Consider the following 17,308-nt stretch of genomic DNA (forward strand, 5'->3'; position numbering starts at 1 on the left):
GCGTCCACGGCGGCCTGGCTCGAAGGCCTGGCTCGCGGCCGCGGAGCCGTTCGCGAATCTCACCCAGGCACAGCATGCGTATTTGTGGGGGTGCGCATCGGCCCCCGACCGGCCCGGATGCCGCTGTGGGCCTCGTCGGCTCCCAGTGCGACGGGGCAGGCGGTCGGTGTGCGTGGTGAACGCGCGCCCGATGTGTGGTCGGTGTCGGATCCGTGTCCGGTTCCGTCGCCGCCCGGGCCGTCGGCCAGGGCGATGGCGGCGGTGATGCGTTTGCCCGCGTGTTCCCGGTGGACCGCGAAGCTCCGGGCGAGGGTGATGACGATCTCCAGGCCGTGGCGGCCGATCCGGGCGGGGTCGGGCGGGAGTATCGCCGGCGGAGTGGGGTCGGTGTCCCACACGCTCACCTCGACCGCGTCGCCGTCGGTTGCCAACGTCAGTACCCGGGGACCGGGTGCGTGCCTGCGAGCGTTGGTCACCAGTTCGCTGACCACGAGTTCCACGACGTCCATCGCCCGCTCGGACACCGGAAGGCCGTGTACGCCCTGCACGTCGGCGAGGAAGGCACGGGCCAGGTGTCGGGCGGCGGCGATGCCCTCACCGCCCTCGAACATCTCGGACACCGACACCGGGGCCGCCGAAGACGACCGCCGCTCCTCGTCACCGATCGTGTGTTCCATGTCGGACCCCCGCCCCTGCGCACCGTCGACGCGATTGATCCCCCTACCCCCGAACCATCCTTTCATCCGCGGCATCTTCCCGACGCCGACAGGGCAGGCCACACCGGTTTCGGGAACCTCCGGGCCGGCTACCGGGCAGGGCGTGGACACCACGTTGACGGCGCCCGTGGCCGAGCCGGCGGAGAAGGCGGCCGATCAACATCCCCGAACCCGCGGCGGCGATCCTGTCGCTGACCTCGGCCGCCGACGACGAGGACCGAGTCCCGGAGGGCGGTTGGTCTCGGGTGCCTTCGGGGCGGCTCAGCCCATGGCCTAGGATCCATTGTCATATGACAATCGATCGGCGAGGAGAGCGCGTCGTGGCTGAACAGGGCGACATCGGGGTTCGCCTCAGGGTTTTGGCCCTGTTGAAGTCGAACGAGGCCGCGCTGACGGAGCGCTGGTCGGCGAAGGTGGCCGCGAGCCTGCGCGGACGTGTGTCCGGGGCCGAGGCCACGAGCGAGTTGCGCGACCTGTACTCGGCGCTTCTCTCCGGACTCGAGGCCGGGACCCGGGACGACGAGTTGGAGGGTTCCGGCAGCGAGTCGTTCGGCGAGCTGCGGGCCCTGCTGTCGGAATTGTCCCGCAATCGGGCCCGGCAGGGCTTCACGCCGTCCGAGACCGCCATCGGCGTTTTCGGACTGAAGGAAGTCGTCTTCGACCTCGTCGCGAGCGAGCAGGCGTCGCTGGCGAACTACCAGACCGCGGAACGGCTCGCGCGGCTGCTGGACGCGTTCGGTCTGTACACGTTCGAGACGTACTCCAGGGCACGCGAGGAGGTCATCTCCGACCAGACCGAACAATTGCTGGAGTTGTCCACCCCGGTGGTGAAGCTGTGGGACGGAGTCGTGGCGGTGCCGTTGGTGGGCACCCTCGATTCGGCGCGTACCCAGGTGGTGATGGAGAAGCTGCTCCAAGCACTGGTGGACACGGGCTCGGAACAGGCGATCATCGACATCACCGGTGTCCCGGCCGTCGACACCCAGGTCGCCCAGCACCTGTTGAAGACCGTCGTGGCCGCGCGCCTGATGGGCGCCGAGTGCACCATCTCGGGGATCAGCCCGCAGATCGCGCAGACCATCGTCGCACTGGGCATCGAGTTCGGGGACATCGCCACGAAGGCCTCGCTCGCCGACGCGCTGTCCCACGCCCTGCGCCGCAGCGGGGTGGAGGCGCCTCGCTCCTCGCCCTCCCGGAGGCCGTGATGGAACGTGTACCGATTCTGAAGATCGGTGACGTCCTGCTGGTGTCGATCCAGGTCGACCTCCAGGACGAGAGCGTGCTCGCGTTGCAGGAGGACCTGTCCGAACGCATCGTGCGCACGGGTGCGCACGGCGTCGCCATCGACATCTCCGCCGTCGAGATCGTCGACTCCTTCATCGGCCGTATGTTCGCCACGATCGCGGCCGTCTCGCGCATGCTCGACGCGGAGACCGTGGTGGTGGGCATGCGGCCGGCGGTGGCGATCACGCTGGTGGAACTGGGGCTGTCGATGGGTGGGGTGCACACGGCGCTCGACCTGGAGAAGGGACTGGCGTTGTTGGCACGGCGGCGGGCGAACCTGTTCGGTGACGCCTCGATCGACGTGTCCGGCGGATGACCACGCCGAGCGCCGGCCCCACGGACGAGGACACCGAGGCCCAGATCCAGCCGATCAGCGGCAACGACGACGTGGTGCGCACCCGTCAGGCGGTACGAGAGTCGGCGCAGCGCATCGGCCTGTCCCTGGTCGATCAGACCAAACTGGTCACGGCGGCCAGCGAGCTCGCCCGCAACACACTCATCCACGGCGGCGGGGGCACGGCCTACCTGTGGGTCGTGGAAAAGGGTCGGCGGCGCGGGGTGCGGGTGCGGTTCGTCGACGAGGGTCCGGGTATCCCGGACCTCGACCAAGCCCTGACGGACGGCTGGACCAGCGGCGACGGCATGGGTCTGGGACTGAGTGGGGCACGTCGACTCGTCGACGACTTCGCCATCGACACCGAGGTCGGGGGCGGCACTCGCGTGGAGATCGTGAAGTGGTCGCGATGACCACCGGTACGAACGGGCCCGCGGACCGCGAGGCAAGCGTGTCGCCGAGGCCCGCACGAGCGGCGGACGTGTCCTGGTTTCGCCACGGCGATCCGAGCATGCCGGCCGCGGTGCGGCGAGCCGCGACCGCGCTCGCGCATCGTCTGGGCTTCGACGCGGTGCGCTCCGAGGAAATCGGGATCGTGGTTTTGGAGGCCGCCACGAACCTGCACCGTCATGCGGACGACGGCGCCGTCCTGCTGCGGTCGGTCTATTCGGGCGCGCGCGTGGCGATCGAGGTGGTGGCCGTCGACAGCGGCCCCGGCATCTCCGACGTCGCGTGGGCGAGCACGGACGGCAACTCGAGCCGCGGCACCCTGGGTATCGGCCTGGGCGGCATCCTGCGCCTGGCGGACGACGCCGACCTGTTCTCGCTCCCCGGTCGTGGAGTCACGTTGGCCCTGCGGTTTCGAAGCCGGGGGGCGGGTGACGCGGCATGGGACGAGGTGGCCGGACTGACGCGGCCGATCACCGGCGAGACGGTGTGCGGCGACGCGTACGCCGTGCGTGTCGACGAGGGGACGACCACCGTCATGTTGTGCGACGGTCTGGGGCACGGCCCGATGGCCGCGCGTGCCTCCGACGTCGCGGTGCGGGCTTTCGAGGCCGCTCCCCCGGGACGGCCCGACACGTACGCCGACCACCTGCATCGGGCGATGAGCGGCACCCGAGGCGGCGCGCTCTCCATCGCGCAACTGGACCCGGCCGCCGGCGTCGTACGCTTCTGCGGCATCGGTAACGTCTCCGGCACGATCCTGAGCCACGGGCCCCGCCGGGGCATGGCCTCCCTGCCCGGCATCGCCGGCCAACACGCGCGCACTCGGCGCGTGTTCGAGTACGACCTGCCTGCCGGAGCGATGGTCGTGCTGCACTCCGACGGCCTGACCGAACGCGGACGCGCCGCCGACGCTCCCGGTCTGACGTCGCATACCCCGCTCGTGGTCGCGGCGACGCTGCTGCGCGACGCAGGCACTCGGTCCGACGACGCGTGTGTCGTGGCGGTCAGGGCGCCCCGAAGGGCCGGTTGATCGTGGACGACCAACATTCGCCGTGGCAGGCCACGATCACACCCCTGACCAGGTGTCCCCTGCACGACGCCAATGACGTCTTCGTCGTGCGGCAACTCGCCCGCAACGTCGCCGAGGCCGTCGGTCTCGGCCGCCAGGACCGCGTGCGGGTGGCCACCGCCCTGAGCGAGATCGGCCGCGAACTCATCGACGCCGTCGGCCCGGCCGTCGTCGAGTTCGGCGTCGAACTCGACGGTGTCGAACCCTCTCTCGTGGTGGAGATCGCCTGGAAGACACCCGGCCCGAACGGCGTCGGCATCACGCCGCCCTCGGTCGGCGCCGCGGAACGCCTGCTGGAGGACGTCCAGCGGCTCGAGAGCCGCATCGTGGTGCGTAAACGCCTGGTGGGTTTCCGGCCCGGCGACGTGGAACCGGCCAGGGCGGCTGTTGCCGCCTCGAGTCCGCGCAGCGCGCTGGAAGAACTCCGCTCCCAGAACCAGGAATTGCTCAACGCGCTCGACGACCTCCAGGCCCGCCGAGACGACCTGCTGCGCCTCAATGACGAACTCCAGGAAACCAATCAGGGTGTCCTGGCGTTGTACGCGGAACTGTCCCAGGAACTCGCGGACACCAACACCGGCGTGGTCGCGCTCTACGCCGAACTGGAGGAGAAGACCCGGCAGTTGCACGTGATCGCCGAGACCCGCACCCGGTTCTGGGCCAATGTCAGCCACGAACTGCGCACGCCGGTCAACTCGGTCATCGGCCTCGCCCGGCTGCTCCTGGATCCCGCCGCCGACCCGCTCACCGAGGAGCAGCGCCGCCAGACGACGCTGATCGAGTCGTCCGGCGCCACGCTGTCGACCCTGGTGAACGAACTCCTCGACATCGCCAAGGCCGAGTCGGGACGCATGGAGGCGCACCTGGCCCCGGTCGACCTCGTCGAACTGCTCACCCACATACACGGCGTGATGCACCCGGTCGTGGCCCCGGACGTCACGTTCCGCCTGGAGGTCGGCGATCATCCGCCCACGTTGGTCACCGACGAGGTCGTCCTCACCCGGGTCCTGCGCAATCTGTTGTCCAACGCATTGAAGTTCACCGAACACGGCGAGGTCGTGCTCACCGCGGGCCACGACCCGGTCGCCGAGCGGCTGGTGCTGACCGTCCGCGACACCGGCATCGGCATCACGGCCGACCAGCTCGCGCAGGTCTTCGAGGAGTTCTACCAGATTCCCGGACCCTTGCAGGCGCGGTCGGCCGGCACCGGCCTCGGGCTGCCCTATGCCCGTAGCCTCACCCGCCTGCTGGGAGGCACGCTCACCTTGGAGAGCACCCCGGACGTCGGAACCACCGCCACCGTGCGGCTCCCCCTGCCCACCGCGGCCGCCGCGCCTTCGGGGGAGCATGCGCCGCGGGTCGACCACGCACTCGTGATCGACGACGATCCCGCATTCCGGGAGATGTTTCGCGCGCTGGCTCGGCCGCTCGTCACCCGACTGGTCGAGGCGAGCGACGGAACCCTCGGCCTCGCCCTTGCCGCCGAGGACCCGCCCGACGTGATCTTCCTCGACCTGCACATGCCCGATCCCGACGGATTCGAGGTCATGCGGCGCCTCGCGGCGCACCCCACACTCTCGCGCGTACCGGTCGTCGTGGTGACCTCGCTCGATCGATCGATACTGCTCGAACGAGTCGCGGCGGTGTACAGCCTGCCCAAGGCCGGCCTGACCACCGACGACATCGCCCACGCCCTCGACGTGTCGCGAACCGACCACGCCGACGGAGGCGCCACGTGATGCGACCGCTCGCGACCGCCGCGGATCACGGTGCCGTGCCCGAGGCCGCCGCCACCGTCCTGGTCGTCGACGACACCGAGACCAAGCGCTACATCCTTGCCAGTTGGCTCCGGCGGGCCGGGCACCGCGTCGTCGAGGCCGCGACCGGCGCCGAGGCATTGGACCTGGCCTTCGCCGCCGCCGACGAGGGCCACGCGGTGGACGCGGCCATCGTCGACGTGCGACTGCCGGACGCCAGCGGCTTCGAGGTGTGCGAACGCCTGAAGTCCGACGCCCGTACCGCCTCCGTGCCGGTGATGCACGTCTCCGCCTCCGCCATCACGGTCGGCGAGCGCGCCCAGGGCCTGTACCGGGGCGCGGACGCCTACCTCGTCGACCCCATCGATCCCGACGTACTGCTCGCCACCCTCGCGGCCGCGCTGCGCTACTCGCGGGCGCGCCGTCGCGCCGAACACACCGCGGCGGTGTTGTCCGAACTCGCCCGCGCGACCATGCTCGTGAACGCCGCCTCCACCCTCGAGGAACTCGGCGACGCCATCGTGACGGGGGCCTCCCTGATCAGTCGAGGGCCGGCCGCCTCCTATGTCCAGGGCGAGGGCGGCATCGCCCGCCGCACCGTGATCAGCGATTTCGGCGTCGAACCCCGACAGGGAAACGTTCCGCCGACGCTGTTCGACACCCTCTCGCGTCTCACGAATCTCCACGAGAGCACGGGCTCGACATCCGTCGTGATCAGTGCCGAGAACTGGCTGCGTACGCTCCCGGACAGCCTCGCCCAAGGAAACGTGCGTCTGGCGATCTGTCGGACCAAGGCCAGCCGCCCGCCCACCGCCCTCGCCGTTCCCGCGACCGCCGCGCGTGATCCCGAGGAGGAGCGGGCGCTGCGCGAACTCGCGCGCACCGGGGCCCTCGCCGTCGAGGCGTTTCGCTCCCACGCCCAGGAGCACGCGCTCGCCCTGTCGTTGCAACGCACCTTCCTGCCGTCGCGGTTGCCGATGTCCGACCCGGTGGACATCGTGGTGCGCTACCGTCCCGCGTCCGACGAGACCGAGATCGGCGGCGACTTCTACGAGGCCGTCCCGATCGGCGACCGCCTGCTCATCGCCATCGGCGACGTCGCCGGACACTCCCTGCACGCGGCGACCATCATGGGCGAACTACGCCACGGACTACGGGCGTACGCGAGCGAGGGGCACGAACCGCACACGATCCTCGAACACCTCAACACCATGTTGATGCGCTATCACCCGTACGAGACCGCGACGGTGTGCGTGCTGATGCTCGACCCCCGCACCGGGACGATCGACATCGCCAACGCCGGCCACCTGCCCCCGCTGATCGTGACCGCGGACGGCGATACGCACTACCTCACGGTCGCCGGCGCACTGCTCGGGCTGGAAGTGCCCAGGCCCGAGACCGTACGCCACGAACTGCCCGCGAACGCGACCATCCTCCTGTACACCGACGGCCTCGTCGAGGAACGCACCAGCGACCTGGACGCGGGCATGGCACGCCTGCGCACCGAGACACTCCGCGACAAGTCCTTCCGCACGGACCTGAACGCCCTCGCCGACCACCTCCTGTCCGCCCTCGAAGGCGACGAACGTGACGACATCGCCCTTCTCCTGCTGCGCAGGACCGCGTAGCGCCCACCCGCGCTCGTGGGCCGCCGGCCGAGCGCGGAGCACGGTGGTGCCGCACCGGACCCCGAGACCGGCAAGCCGCGCCCGGCCCGCCCGATGCCACGGACGTCGCCCGGCGACGTGGCGCGTGGACGTGTGGGGCATGCGCAGGACGCGAGGCGCTCGGCGTCGGGCGTCGGGGTCGTTCGACACGCCGGCCGCCGGACGACCCGGCGCGGCCGACGTGCGGTACGGGAGATCCTCACCCACAGCCGCCCGGGTCACGGACCTGCGTCGGGCACCCTGTCGTGGGTCGGCGTGGGTGGTCTACGGCAGTCGCGTGCCGATGCGGAGGATGACGTCGCCCGAGCCGTCGGGGGACGGATGTGTCGACCAGACCCGTTCGGAGATCGTGGTGCCTCGGGTGGTGGTGTACTCGGCCACCCACAGGGTCGTCCGCTCGTCCGAATCGATCAACACCTGTGCGGTGGTTCGCGAACCGTCGGCGAACACCAGGTCGCCCGGTGCCCTCCCGGCCCGGAGCGGGCCCGTCGTCCCGGAAGTGTGCAGGCGTACCAACGCGCCGGGATACAGATGTGAGCCGGCGGCCCGCAGGACCGGCCGCTTCGTCGTCTCGCTCACCCGTGCCGTTCCTTCCCGCGGGTTGCACGCACCGCGCGCCGAGGCCGTCGCGTCCCGGCCGTTCCGGAGTGGACGGGCGGGGCGGCCCGATGGTCGCCGATGATTCCTCGCCCGTCCGATGTCATCCGGTACCGACTGTCATCCGGTACCGACGCAGGCAGCGAACGCCAGGCCGTAGGACAGGGCGTCCTCGCCGATCGCCGCCGGCAGGGCGGGAATCCCGGTGTCGGCAGCCGCTTGGCGCCATGCCGCGCCGACGATGGCCCCACCCACCGAGGCGCCGGCTCCGACCAGGGCCGCAGTGATCACTCCGTTGTGTGTCCGGCGTGCCAACAAGACGGCGGCCGTCGATCCCAGCAGGACACGCGGTACCAGGCCGGGAACGCTCAACCGCGAGGGGACCTCGGGGCGTTTGTCCGCGACGAGTTCACCGATCGCGGCCGAGCCGACGGCGATCCGCGACACCATGCTCGCACCGCGCGTGGTCAGACGAACGGCCGCGATCCCGGCCTGGCTTCGACCGCCACTGGCCGCTCCCACCAAAAAGGCCCGCACGAGGGCGCTCATTCGGAGTCCATGGTGACCAGCGTCGCATACGTCGTGAAGCCGTACGCCAGGTGCGGCACGATGTCGGCGACCCAGTCGGTCCTCGACCAGGTACGCGGATCCGATACCCGGAGCCCGGCCATCGGGGCGTTGGCGACAAGCATCGCGACGGCGCCCACGAGCAGCGAACCCGCCCAGATCGGCGGTCGCAGGCCGGCGTCGCGCAGCAGACCGACCGCGGCGCCGACACCAACGCCGGTCAGGATGCCGGACAGTGCGCCGAGCCCGGTCAATCGGTTCGCACGCGTGTCGGAGTCACCTTCGACGGGGTGCCCGACGCGGCGCGCGATGACGGCAACGGTGCGTTGTGGCGTTTCACTTGCCGGGCGGGCTCGACCGGCCATGTCGGCGTAGGTCACCGCGTCGAGGGCGGTCGTGCCGGCCGCGCCCGCGGCGGCACCCCGCAGGATCCGTGTGAACATGCCCACCGGTTGCCCTCACCCCACATCGGCAAACCGTTCGTCCCGCCCCGGGCGGCGCGTTCGGGGCCGTCGTCGACGGTACTGATCGGCCATCACGTCTCAACGCGAGCGCGGCACGATCCCGGAAGGCCGATGCCGGGGCGTCTCGGTCGGCCATCCGCCCTCGCGAACCCGACGACAGCGTATGGGCCGTACGGCACCCAAAACCACCGTCCGGGGCCGGCTGCGCGGCCTGGGAACGCATACTCGTCGACCCGGGCACACCGATTCGACGAAGTGTTCGGTATGTGTTCGGTATGCCCGCCGCATGGAGCGCGTGCTGCCACGCGCCTATGTGCGCCCCAAAGACAAGCGGGCCCTCCCGACCGACCCGCCCGGAGCCATGCGGGGCTGGGCCGTCAGCCACCCGAGGGCTCTATACGCGTGAAGTGTACAGTTCATTACATGAGTGAAACCGTGCCGATCACCGAGGCCCGTGCCAGGTTCGGGTCGCTGGTGCGTCGGGCCTCGCACGCCCGGGAGCGCATCACCATCACCGATCACGGCCAGGCCGCCGCCGTGCTCATCAACCCCCAAGAACTCGCCGACCTCGAGGACGCCCTCGCCCTGGCCCAGTACCGCGCCCGCCAGGCCGAGCAGAAAACCGCAGGTGTGCCGCACGACGAGGTTCGCTCGCGACTCGGGCTGGATCCGGTTTGAGGTACGCGATCGTCTGGGACGAGGTGGCGATCGACACGGCCGCCCGTTTCCTCAAGGACGACCACGACGGCCTGCGACAAGTCATGGATGCCGTCGACCTCCTCGCCGACAACCCTCGCCCGGACGGCACCTTCGAGTACGGCTCGCCCGACCTGCGGCGCATGCACGTCGGCCGCCACCGCGTGATGTACGAGATCACCGACAACGTCCTGACCATCGTCGTCATCCACCTCGGCCGCCTCAGTTGATCGAGCCGCACCCCGACGCCCGTGTGCCCCGCCGACCCGACGAGAGGGTGTCGTGGTGACCGCGGCGTTCGAGCATGGCGAGGAGACCATCCCGGCCCGCGCCGTGACCCGCGACTTTCCGGCCGATCCGCAGGCCGAGCACGGCTTTCCCGTCTCGCGCCGCACCATGGGCGTGGTGCAATCCGTGGTCGGCACACTGCCGACCAACGCCTGCCGGACACGCCCCGGGTCCGTGCACGCACGCCGACCCTGGAGGCCACCGGCGGGGCGAACGACGTCACGGTGCGAGACGGCGACCCCCACGCTGCCGACCCAAGGTGGGATCGGCCACCACGAACTCGAGATCGTCCCGGCCGTCAGCTCGCCGGGACGAACTGTGTCCCGAGTTGGTCGTCGAGGCGGTGGATGAGGTATTCGAGCTGGCTGCCGACGCGACGCTTGAGGGCGTCCAGGGTCGGGGGCGCGTGTTCCTCCGGGGACGAGGAGTCGGCCGCCTTGCCCTCGATCAGTGCGAGTACGCCGGTGCTGGGGTCGTACAGCGCGGCGCGAGGGCGGGTGTGGAAGCCGTCGGCGTTCGGCACGTAGGTGAGGAATTCGCGGAAGTCGGCCAGGCCCTTGACGCGTGGACCCGTGTACGGCCCGGAGGTCTGCTCCTCGTTTTCCTGGTATCTGCCGGTCGGCTTGAGGGTGCATGTGCCGCTGCCGACGAGTTGTACGAAGTAGTCACTGGTGAGGTCCCGGAAGTCCTTGCGGACGTACCACAGGGTGATCGTGGTGGCGATGTCGTCGGCGAGATAGGACCGCGCGGCGAATTCCGGTTGGGGATACAGCCAGGTGTCCCAGTGCTTGCCCTTGAGTTGGTCCACGCACGGGGTGCCGGGGTTGGGTATCGTCTCCAGTGTGCCGCCGCCGAAGCGGTTGTTGTTGTCGACGGTCGGCGGCCTGACGGTGAAGCCGGGGATGTTCCCGCCGGGCAGTACCTCGGCGAGGCGGGCGAACGGCGGTTCCGCGGCGACGAGTTGCAGGCGGTAGACCTTGAATCCGTTCGCTCCCTCGGCGATGGACGCCCCCACCTCCATGAGCAGCGGTTCGTGTTCCCACGCCGCCAGGATCGCCCGGATCATCAAGGGGCACTGCTTCTCGCACAGTTCCTCGATCTGTTTGCCCGCGGCCGATGCGACCTGTTCCGGGCTCCAGCCCTGGCGGCTGACGGCGACGGCGAGTCGGGTTCCGAGTTTGCGCATCGCGTCACCGCACTCGCGTGCGCCCGCGACGAGTCGGCCGGTGATGTCGGCGGCGGAGGGGTTCGGCAGCTTGGAGATCTCCGTCCCGTGCTTGTACAGGCAGGCGAACGCCTCGGCGGCCTCGTGAGTCGTGGCCACCGCCCGGACCACGGGATCGGTCGGCGCGGCGGGCAACATGCCCTCGAAGGTGGCCGTGGCCAGGTCCAACAGGGGGGTCGCCGCGTCCAGGGTGGCGGTGATCGCGGCGCCGGCCGTCAGCTTCGACAGATCGACCTTGAGTCGGATCATGCCGCCGGCTGGCAGGAACGCGACGGGCAGATTCTGCGCCGAGGCCATGGTCCGGGCCAGGAGCGTATACGGATTGTCGGGGTCCGGCTTGGCCTCGACGAACCGGACACCGGGAGGCAGATCGAGCAGGAAGGGGGTGAAGTGCGGATTGCTCACGTACAGATCGAGGGTTCGTCGCGACCCGTCGGTGACATCGAATTTGGCGCACGTGATGGCGCCGGGTACGAACTTCTCGACGTCGAGGGTGAGGGTGAGCGCGGGGTACGCGCACTCGACGGTGGGCGGGTTCGCCACGCGCTTGCCGATGCCCAGGACGCCGTCGGTGCTCAGCAGGTTCCTCGCCTTGGTCATGGTCGTCGAGATCGCGCTTTCGACGTCCCACCATCCGATTCCCCAGAGGGAGAAGCGGTCCGTGCCCACCGAGACCCGATGCCGTGCCGTATCCACGTGTTCCGGCGTCAGGGCCTGCCATGCGTTGCCTTCGTAGCGCAACACCCGCAGGTTCTCGACCTGTTGCGGCGTCGCCTCGGCGGGATAGTCCAGGGTCACCACGGCCCGCCCCTTGACGAGTTCACCACCCCGTACCTCGATCTTCGTCGGCTTGCCGAAGAGCTTGTACGCGCCGCTCGGCGGCGGCGCGTCGTCGACGGTGCTCAGCTGCAGGACCGGCGAAGCCCCCTTGAACGCCTTGGCAGGTGCCGAAACGGACACGCCCCCTTGGGGGTTGACCCCCTCGACGGAACCCTTGCCGTCGCCATCGCCTCCGCCGCCGCCCGACGTACATCCGGCAACCACGGCCACAACCACCGCGAGCACCACCGCCGTCCGAACACGCGCCGCCGCCCGGGACCACGCCGTCATGTCCCCCACCATCCCCACGTCACACCCGTCACGGCCCCACCGGACGAATCCACCGCGCCCCCCACGAACGCGCACCCATCGATCATGCGCGGAACAGCCCCGGTCCGAGGGCACGTTCGACGAAACCGGGCAGGAGGGCGCGCGTTCGAGGTCCAGATCGGCGAACAGGCTCGCCGACGGCAGGACCACTTCCCCGGGCATGGCCTACCCGCCTGTGGATCCCTCCGTGACGCCGATCGGCAAGCGCCGTCCAACTCGTGCATCCGCACGCGCTCCCGCTCACGCGCCCTACACCGCTACAGGTGCTCCACCAAAAAGCCCCGAACAGGAGGATTCTCCAGGCCCGCGAGGCAACAATCGAGGGGCGGACCGGGACGACGCGTACCGCAGACAGTCCGCCTCGACGTGTGCGCCGACCACCGAATTCCACACGACGCCGTCGTCCGGGACCGGTTGTGTCCCCGCCGCGCCGCACGTGCCGCCGGCCTCGGGCCGACACCGAGACAGCACGGATCCGAGCAGGACCGACCGGAACCGGAGGACTCCCCCATGGATCGACTTCTCCCCTGGCCCCGTGGGCCGCGACCCCTCACGCCACCGCACTCCACCGCCGCGCTTCGGCACGCGGGCGCGGTGTCGGGATGATCCGGCCGCGCCGGGCGCGGCGCAATCGTGCGGCGGAGGCGATGGCGGTCGGCGACGCGAGCGGCCGGGAATTGTTCGGCGGCAAACTCAAACCCACCTGGGGTCGGCATCTTCATCGCGGTGCCCACGTGGAACTGTCGTTTCTGGGGACTTTGCGGCGGCTGCCGCGTCTGATCGCCCGGTCGGTGCGCCTCGCGTGGGCCGCGGATCGAATCGCGCTGCTGGTGGTGGCGTTCGCCCAGATCGGGCAGGGCGTCACCGCCGCGCTGGGGCTGGTGGGCACCAACCGCATCCTGGTCGAATTGTTCAACGCCGGCCCGACCCCCGACCGGGTGCGTTCCGCCGCGCCCGCGTTGGTGTTCGTGGCCGCGATGGGGGTGGCGGGGGCGCTGCTGCGGGCCGCTTCGACGGCGGCGACCGGGCGGCTGGAGCCGAAGGTGGAGCGGTTCGCCGAGGTCGAGTTGCTGCGGCGGGTGATGCGGGTGGAGATGGCGACGTTGGAGGACGCCGACTTCAAACGGCTCCTGCAGACCGCCAAGTGGGGTACCAACGCGAGCCGGTTGATGATCACGTACAGCGTGCAGGTGGTCAACGCGCTGGTTTCGCTGGCGGCCGTCGGCACGGTGTTGGCGGTGTTGCACCCGCTGTTGTTGCCGATGATGCTGCTGATCATCCTGCCCCCCGGGTGGGGCACCGTACGGTCCGCCCGACGCCGCTACGAATCGGTGCTTGCCTGGACCGACCACGGCAGGCAACAAGGCGAGATCGCCTGGGCGTTGACCGCGCAGGACACCGCCCAGGAGGTCCGGGTGCACGGCGCGGGGCCCTATCTGCTGCACCACTACGAACGCATGGCGGCCGCGGCCGAAGCGGAGAAGGAACGCCTGGCCAAGGCAGAGGCGGGCACCGACCTCGCGGCGTCCGCGCTGTCGGGCGTCGCGTCCGGGTTGACGTACCTCACCCTCGCGTGGCTGCTGTTGAGCGGACGCGCGGACCTGGCCACCTCCGGCACGGCGGTGCTGGCGATCCGCACCGGCACCACCAGTCTCGCCGGTCTCGTCACCGGGATCCAGCACCTGTACGAGCAGGCCCTGTTCGCCAACGACCTCCAGGAGGCGTGCGCCCAGGCGGACCTGCACGCCATCCCCACCAGCGGAAGCTCGGTCACCGCGCCGCACAGGGTGCGGGTCAAGGACGTGTCGTTCACCTACCCCGGCCGGGACCACAAGGCCCTGGACGGCGTCGACGTGACCCTGACCCGGGGCACGATCGTCGCGTTCGCCGGGGAGAACGGCTCGGGCAAGACGACGTTGGCGAAGCTGATCGCGGGCCTGTACCGGCCCGAGAGCGGCAGCATCGAGTGGGACGGCGTGGATGTCGCCGACGCCGACCGCACCAGCGTGTTCGATCAGGTCGCCCTGGTGCCGCAGGACTTCGTGCGGTGGGACCTGACCGCCCGAGCGAACATCGTCCTCGGCCGGCCCGACATCGACGCCGGGCCCGATGAGGACGTCCTGTGGGCGGCGTGCGAGTACGCGGGCGCCGGGCCCGTGGTCGAGGAACTCCCGCGCGGGCTGGACACGTTGCTCGACCGCAACTACGAGGGCGGCGTCGAGTTGTCCGGCGGACAGTGGCAGGCCATCGCCCTGGCGCGCGAACGCTACCGGCGCGCGCCTGTGGTGATCGCGGACGAGCCCACGTCGGCGCTGGACGCGCGCAAGGAGATCGAGACGTTCGCCCGCATTCGCGAACTCGTCGCCGACGGCACCATCGTCGTCCTGATCACCCACCGCCTCGCCTCGGTCCAACACGCCGACCACATCTACGTCCTCGACAAGGGCCGCATCGCCGAACACGGAACCCACGGCGAACTCACGGCCGCGGGCGGGATCTACGCGGAGATGTTCGCGCTTCAGTCCGACCAGTACGGCGCGCGCCCGGCGGTACACACCGCCTCGGGTCCGATTCCCGCGACAAGGAAGACCGCCGATGACTGAACATCCGCGACGCGTCGACGCCTTCGGGCGTGGGCCCGCCCTCGGGGCCCGGGCGGCTGCGTTGATGGCTCGCCGGGCAGCGGGACCTGAGACGCACACCCCGGCTTCCAGATCCGCATGCAGGTCGGCCACGGTCTCGATGGTGGCGCGAGCGGTTGCCCAGATTTCCGTGCGGATCGGGTGGGAAGACGTCGCCGGATCTGTCCAGGCGCGCGGCCTCCTCATCGGCCCGGGAGACGAAGTCCTCGGCCCCGGCTCTCACGGTGTTCACGGCCAACGAACCCGTGCCCGCCCTGTTGTTGAGTACCTCTCGGGGGTTCCGCCGCCTCACCGACTCCGCGTGTGCCGCCTGCCGGATCCGGAGCACGCCCGCCACTACCCGGCCCCGGGGCCCACCGCCCCCGGTCGAGTCTCGGTGCCGTGGGGGGGTTCGGCCGCGTCGAAGGTGTGGTTTCCCGAACCCCGATACGGGGGGCGGCGCCCTCGGCCGGGGGCCGGCCGGGCGGCCATGCTGGGGACATGAGAACCACAGCGATGCCGGGGCTCGCGTATGCCGGGATGCGGGCCCGTCCCATGACGTTCGCCGGGGTGGCCGCCGCCGTCTTCCTCACCATCGCGTCCGTGACGCTGTTCGGGACGCTCGTCGCGACCCCGGCACCCCCGGCCCCGACGGCCGGGCCGGACTCGCGCTGCTCGGCGGCGCGTTCGGCGAAATCGCCGTCGTCGCGGCGGTGTTCGTGGTCGCCACCACCCTCGGCTACGCCGCCCGCCAGCAGCAGCGCGAACTCGTCCTGCTGCGCGCCGCGGGCGCGACTCCGCGCCAGGTGCGGCGGCTCGTCCGGCTCCAGATCGCCGCGGTCGTGGCCGTGGTCGGTCCGCCGGCGTGGGCAACGGGAGCGTACGGCGCGCGGTGGTTCGTCGACGCTCTGGCCGGGCACGGGTTGGCCGCGCACGGAATCGACGTCCCCGCCGCACCGGTCCCGATGGCGGTGGCGTCCGCCGTGGCGGTACTGGTGGGCGCCGTGGTGGTGCCCATCGCCACCCGCGGTGCCGCATCCGGGCGGCCGGTGGCGCCTGCGCCCGCCCGCAGCCTGATCCGGCTCACCGCAGGCGTCGTCGTACTCGCGACGGGCGGTTGGTTCTGCATGTTCCTGCGCGGCCGATCGCCCGATGAGGCCGGCCAGGGCGCGCTGCTCGCGGCACTGATCCTGCTGGTCGGTGTGGCGCTGCTCGGGCCGTTCCTGGTTCGCGCCGCGGCCGCGGTGCCGCTGCGCCCGTACGCGCCGCGAGTCGGCAAACTCGTGGCGGCCAATCTGCGTGGGCACGCCCGGCGGGTGTCGGCCGCGGTGGTCCCGGTGGCTCTCCTGACGGGTCTTGCCTGCACGTTCCAATTCGTCTCGGACACAATCGATCACACGTCGCGTCTCGACGCCGGTTCCGCGCTCGCCGGCGTAGCCTCGCCCGGCGACGTGTGGCTGCGGCAGGCCGAACTCGTCCTGCTCGCCTGCTTCGGCGCCGTCGCCACGGTGAACTCGGCGGCGGCGCTGACCCTGGAACGCCGCCGGGAGTTCGCGTCCCTGCGCCTGATCGGCGCTTCGCGCGCCCAGGTGGCACGCATGTTGGCGGTGGAGACGGCACTCGCGGCCGCGGTGGGCATCGCCGCCGGAACCGCCGTCGCGTGGGCCGCGGCGGCCGCGTTCGGCGCCACCCTGCCGGGCGCGCCGCTTCCGACGATCGACATCGGCGCGTACACGGTCGTGGTTGCCGGCGCCCTTGGGATGACCGGCGCGGGCGTGGCGGGGGCGGCGGTGCGCGCGTTGGCCGACTCGGCCGTGTCCGCGGCGGCGGAGGGAACGGAGAGCGACGGCTGACGCGACATCCGGGAGCCGCGCCGGGCGGCGCTGTCCGCCGTGGTCAGTGCCGTCGCGACGCTCGCGGCGCTGGCTATGGCGTGGCTCGCGTTGCGGGCGGCGAGGGCGTCCGCCGACGCGGCCAGGAGCCTGACGCAGCTCGAACGCGACCGGTGGCACCGTGAGATGACCCCCGACGTCGACCTCGACCACGGCGCCGGCACGGGTGGCTCCTGCATCGAGGAGATCGCATCGACGGCGCGAGTGCCGACGGCCGAGCGGTGCCCGCGGTCGAGAGAATCCCGGGCACCGGACGCAGGTATCAACTCGAAGGCACCCGCCCCCGGTCTGGACACCCGACGTCGCCTTATGGGATTCGCTGTACCCCGCCACCCCGGTGCGGTTGCTGATCACGTGCCGGGCCGACGGACACCGCCCGTGGCACGATCCGCTGGAGGTCGCCGTCACCGCGCCGCCGGCCCCTGACCCAGACGTCGCCAGGCCCCCGATCACATTCCGCCCGCCACCGGGGCCCGGATCACTGCCGGCGCCTGCTCGTCGACGGCATCGATGTCGACGCACCGATACGCCC

Annotated in this window: 15 protein-coding genes; 10 read left to right on the forward strand and 5 right to left on the reverse strand. The window is 71.0% G+C overall.

Annotated elements, in window-relative coordinates; all coding sequences use genetic code 11:
- Positions 1–59: 59 nt before the first annotated feature.
- A complete protein-coding gene (locus B4N89_RS53125; protein ID WP_321170741.1) occupies positions 60–677 on the reverse strand; it encodes an ATP-binding protein in 618 nt (205 codons plus the stop codon).
- Positions 678–1,036: 359 nt separating this feature from the next.
- Between B4N89_RS53125 and B4N89_RS36205 the strand changes: the two genes are divergently transcribed.
- Genes B4N89_RS36205 through B4N89_RS36230 form a run of 6 tightly spaced genes read left to right on the forward strand, consistent with a single transcriptional unit; the run spans position 1,037 to position 7,238 of the window.
- Positions 1,037–1,921, forward strand: coding sequence for an STAS domain-containing protein (locus B4N89_RS36205; RefSeq protein ID WP_235619138.1), 885 nt, complete (start codon positions 1,037–1,039; stop codon positions 1,919–1,921).
- Entirely contained in the window at positions 1,918–2,316 is a 399-nt protein-coding gene (locus B4N89_RS36210) for an STAS domain-containing protein (protein ID WP_078980827.1), read from the forward strand. Before B4N89_RS36205 ends, B4N89_RS36210 begins: the two co-directional genes overlap by 4 nt.
- Entirely contained in the window at positions 2,313–2,747 is a 435-nt protein-coding gene (locus B4N89_RS36215) for an anti-sigma regulatory factor (RefSeq protein WP_078980828.1), read from the forward strand. The genes B4N89_RS36210 and B4N89_RS36215 overlap by 4 nt, the downstream gene beginning before the upstream one ends.
- Positions 2,744–3,814, forward strand: coding sequence for an ATP-binding protein (locus B4N89_RS36220; RefSeq protein WP_078981527.1), 1,071 nt, complete (start codon positions 2,744–2,746; stop codon positions 3,812–3,814). The genes B4N89_RS36215 and B4N89_RS36220 overlap by 4 nt, the downstream gene beginning before the upstream one ends.
- Positions 3,815–3,816: 2 nt before the next feature.
- Positions 3,817–5,592, forward strand: coding sequence for an ATP-binding protein (locus B4N89_RS36225; RefSeq protein WP_201261093.1), 1,776 nt, complete (start codon positions 3,817–3,819; stop codon positions 5,590–5,592).
- Complete coding sequence (locus tag B4N89_RS36230; RefSeq protein ID WP_078980829.1) at positions 5,592–7,238, forward strand: fused response regulator/phosphatase; 1,647 nt, start codon at positions 5,592–5,594, stop codon at positions 7,236–7,238. The genes B4N89_RS36225 and B4N89_RS36230 overlap by 1 nt, the downstream gene beginning before the upstream one ends.
- Before the next feature lie 303 nt (positions 7,239–7,541).
- Here B4N89_RS36230 and B4N89_RS36235 read toward each other — a convergent pair whose 3' ends face one another.
- The 3 genes from B4N89_RS36235 to B4N89_RS36245 form a co-directional block, all read right to left on the reverse strand.
- The gene (locus B4N89_RS36235) at positions 7,542–7,856 is read right to left on the reverse strand and encodes a hypothetical protein (protein ID WP_078980830.1); all 315 of its coding nucleotides are present in this window, start codon (positions 7,854–7,856) and stop codon (positions 7,542–7,544) included.
- A gap of 138 nt (positions 7,857–7,994) precedes the next feature.
- Positions 7,995–8,423 carry a hypothetical protein gene (locus B4N89_RS36240; RefSeq protein WP_143658206.1) on the reverse strand — a complete coding sequence of 143 codons (429 nt, stop codon included), beginning with the start codon at positions 8,421–8,423 and terminating at the stop codon, positions 7,995–7,997.
- Entirely contained in the window at positions 8,420–8,884 is a 465-nt protein-coding gene (locus tag B4N89_RS36245) for a hypothetical protein (RefSeq protein ID WP_078981529.1), read from the reverse strand. The genes B4N89_RS36240 and B4N89_RS36245 overlap by 4 nt, the downstream gene beginning before the upstream one ends.
- A 444-nt stretch (positions 8,885–9,328) precedes the next feature.
- Here B4N89_RS36245 and B4N89_RS36250 point away from each other — a divergent pair, with 444 nt between their 5' ends.
- Both B4N89_RS36250 and B4N89_RS36255 read left to right on the forward strand, forming a co-directional pair.
- Entirely contained in the window at positions 9,329–9,583 is a 255-nt protein-coding gene (locus B4N89_RS36250) for a type II toxin-antitoxin system Phd/YefM family antitoxin (RefSeq protein ID WP_078980832.1), read from the forward strand.
- Complete coding sequence (locus B4N89_RS36255) at positions 9,580–9,831, forward strand: type II toxin-antitoxin system RelE family toxin (protein WP_078980833.1); 252 nt, start codon at positions 9,580–9,582, stop codon at positions 9,829–9,831. The genes B4N89_RS36250 and B4N89_RS36255 overlap by 4 nt, the downstream gene beginning before the upstream one ends.
- Positions 9,832–10,187: 356 nt before the next feature.
- Here B4N89_RS36255 and B4N89_RS36260 read toward each other — a convergent pair whose 3' ends face one another.
- Positions 10,188–12,074 carry a hypothetical protein gene (locus B4N89_RS36260; RefSeq protein ID WP_143658207.1) on the reverse strand — a complete coding sequence of 629 codons (1,887 nt, stop codon included), beginning with the start codon at positions 12,072–12,074 and terminating at the stop codon, positions 10,188–10,190.
- A gap of 791 nt (positions 12,075–12,865) precedes the next feature.
- Between B4N89_RS36260 and B4N89_RS36265 the strand changes: the two genes are divergently transcribed.
- Together B4N89_RS36265 and B4N89_RS36270 are read left to right on the forward strand one after the other, a co-directional pair.
- The gene (locus B4N89_RS36265) at positions 12,866–14,866 is read left to right on the forward strand and encodes an ABC transporter ATP-binding protein (RefSeq protein WP_078980835.1); all 2,001 of its coding nucleotides are present in this window, start codon (positions 12,866–12,868) and stop codon (positions 14,864–14,866) included.
- A gap of 737 nt (positions 14,867–15,603) precedes the next feature.
- Positions 15,604–16,737, forward strand: a complete 1,134-nt coding sequence (locus B4N89_RS36270) for an FtsX-like permease family protein (protein WP_235619139.1) — start codon at positions 15,604–15,606, stop codon at positions 16,735–16,737.
- Positions 16,738–17,308: the final 571 nt, after the last annotated feature.

Origin of the sequence: Embleya scabrispora, assembly GCF_002024165.1 — a bacterium.
GTDB lineage: Bacteria > Actinomycetota > Actinomycetes > Streptomycetales > Streptomycetaceae > Embleya > Embleya scabrispora_A.

Bases quoted from the DNA above. Each gene is read 5' to 3' on its own strand.
- B4N89_RS53125 (WP_321170741.1), bottom strand. From the start codon at position 677: ATGGAACACACGATCGGTGACGAGGAGCGGCGGTCGTCTTCGGCGGCC.
- B4N89_RS36215 (WP_078980828.1), top strand. From the start codon at position 2,313: ATGACCACGCCGAGCGCCGGCCCCACGGACGAGGACACCGAGGCCCAG.
- B4N89_RS36220 (WP_078981527.1), top strand. From the start codon at position 2,744: ATGACCACCGGTACGAACGGGCCCGCGGACCGCGAGGCAAGCGTGTCG.
- B4N89_RS36230 (WP_078980829.1), top strand. From the start codon at position 5,592: ATGCGACCGCTCGCGACCGCCGCGGATCACGGTGCCGTGCCCGAGGCC.
- B4N89_RS36240 (WP_143658206.1), bottom strand. From the start codon at position 8,423: ATGAGCGCCCTCGTGCGGGCCTTTTTGGTGGGAGCGGCCAGTGGCGGT.
- B4N89_RS36245 (WP_078981529.1), bottom strand. From the start codon at position 8,884: ATGTTCACACGGATCCTGCGGGGTGCCGCCGCGGGCGCGGCCGGCACG.
- B4N89_RS36250 (WP_078980832.1), top strand. From the start codon at position 9,329: ATGAGTGAAACCGTGCCGATCACCGAGGCCCGTGCCAGGTTCGGGTCG.
- B4N89_RS36265 (WP_078980835.1), top strand. From the start codon at position 12,866: ATGATCCGGCCGCGCCGGGCGCGGCGCAATCGTGCGGCGGAGGCGATG.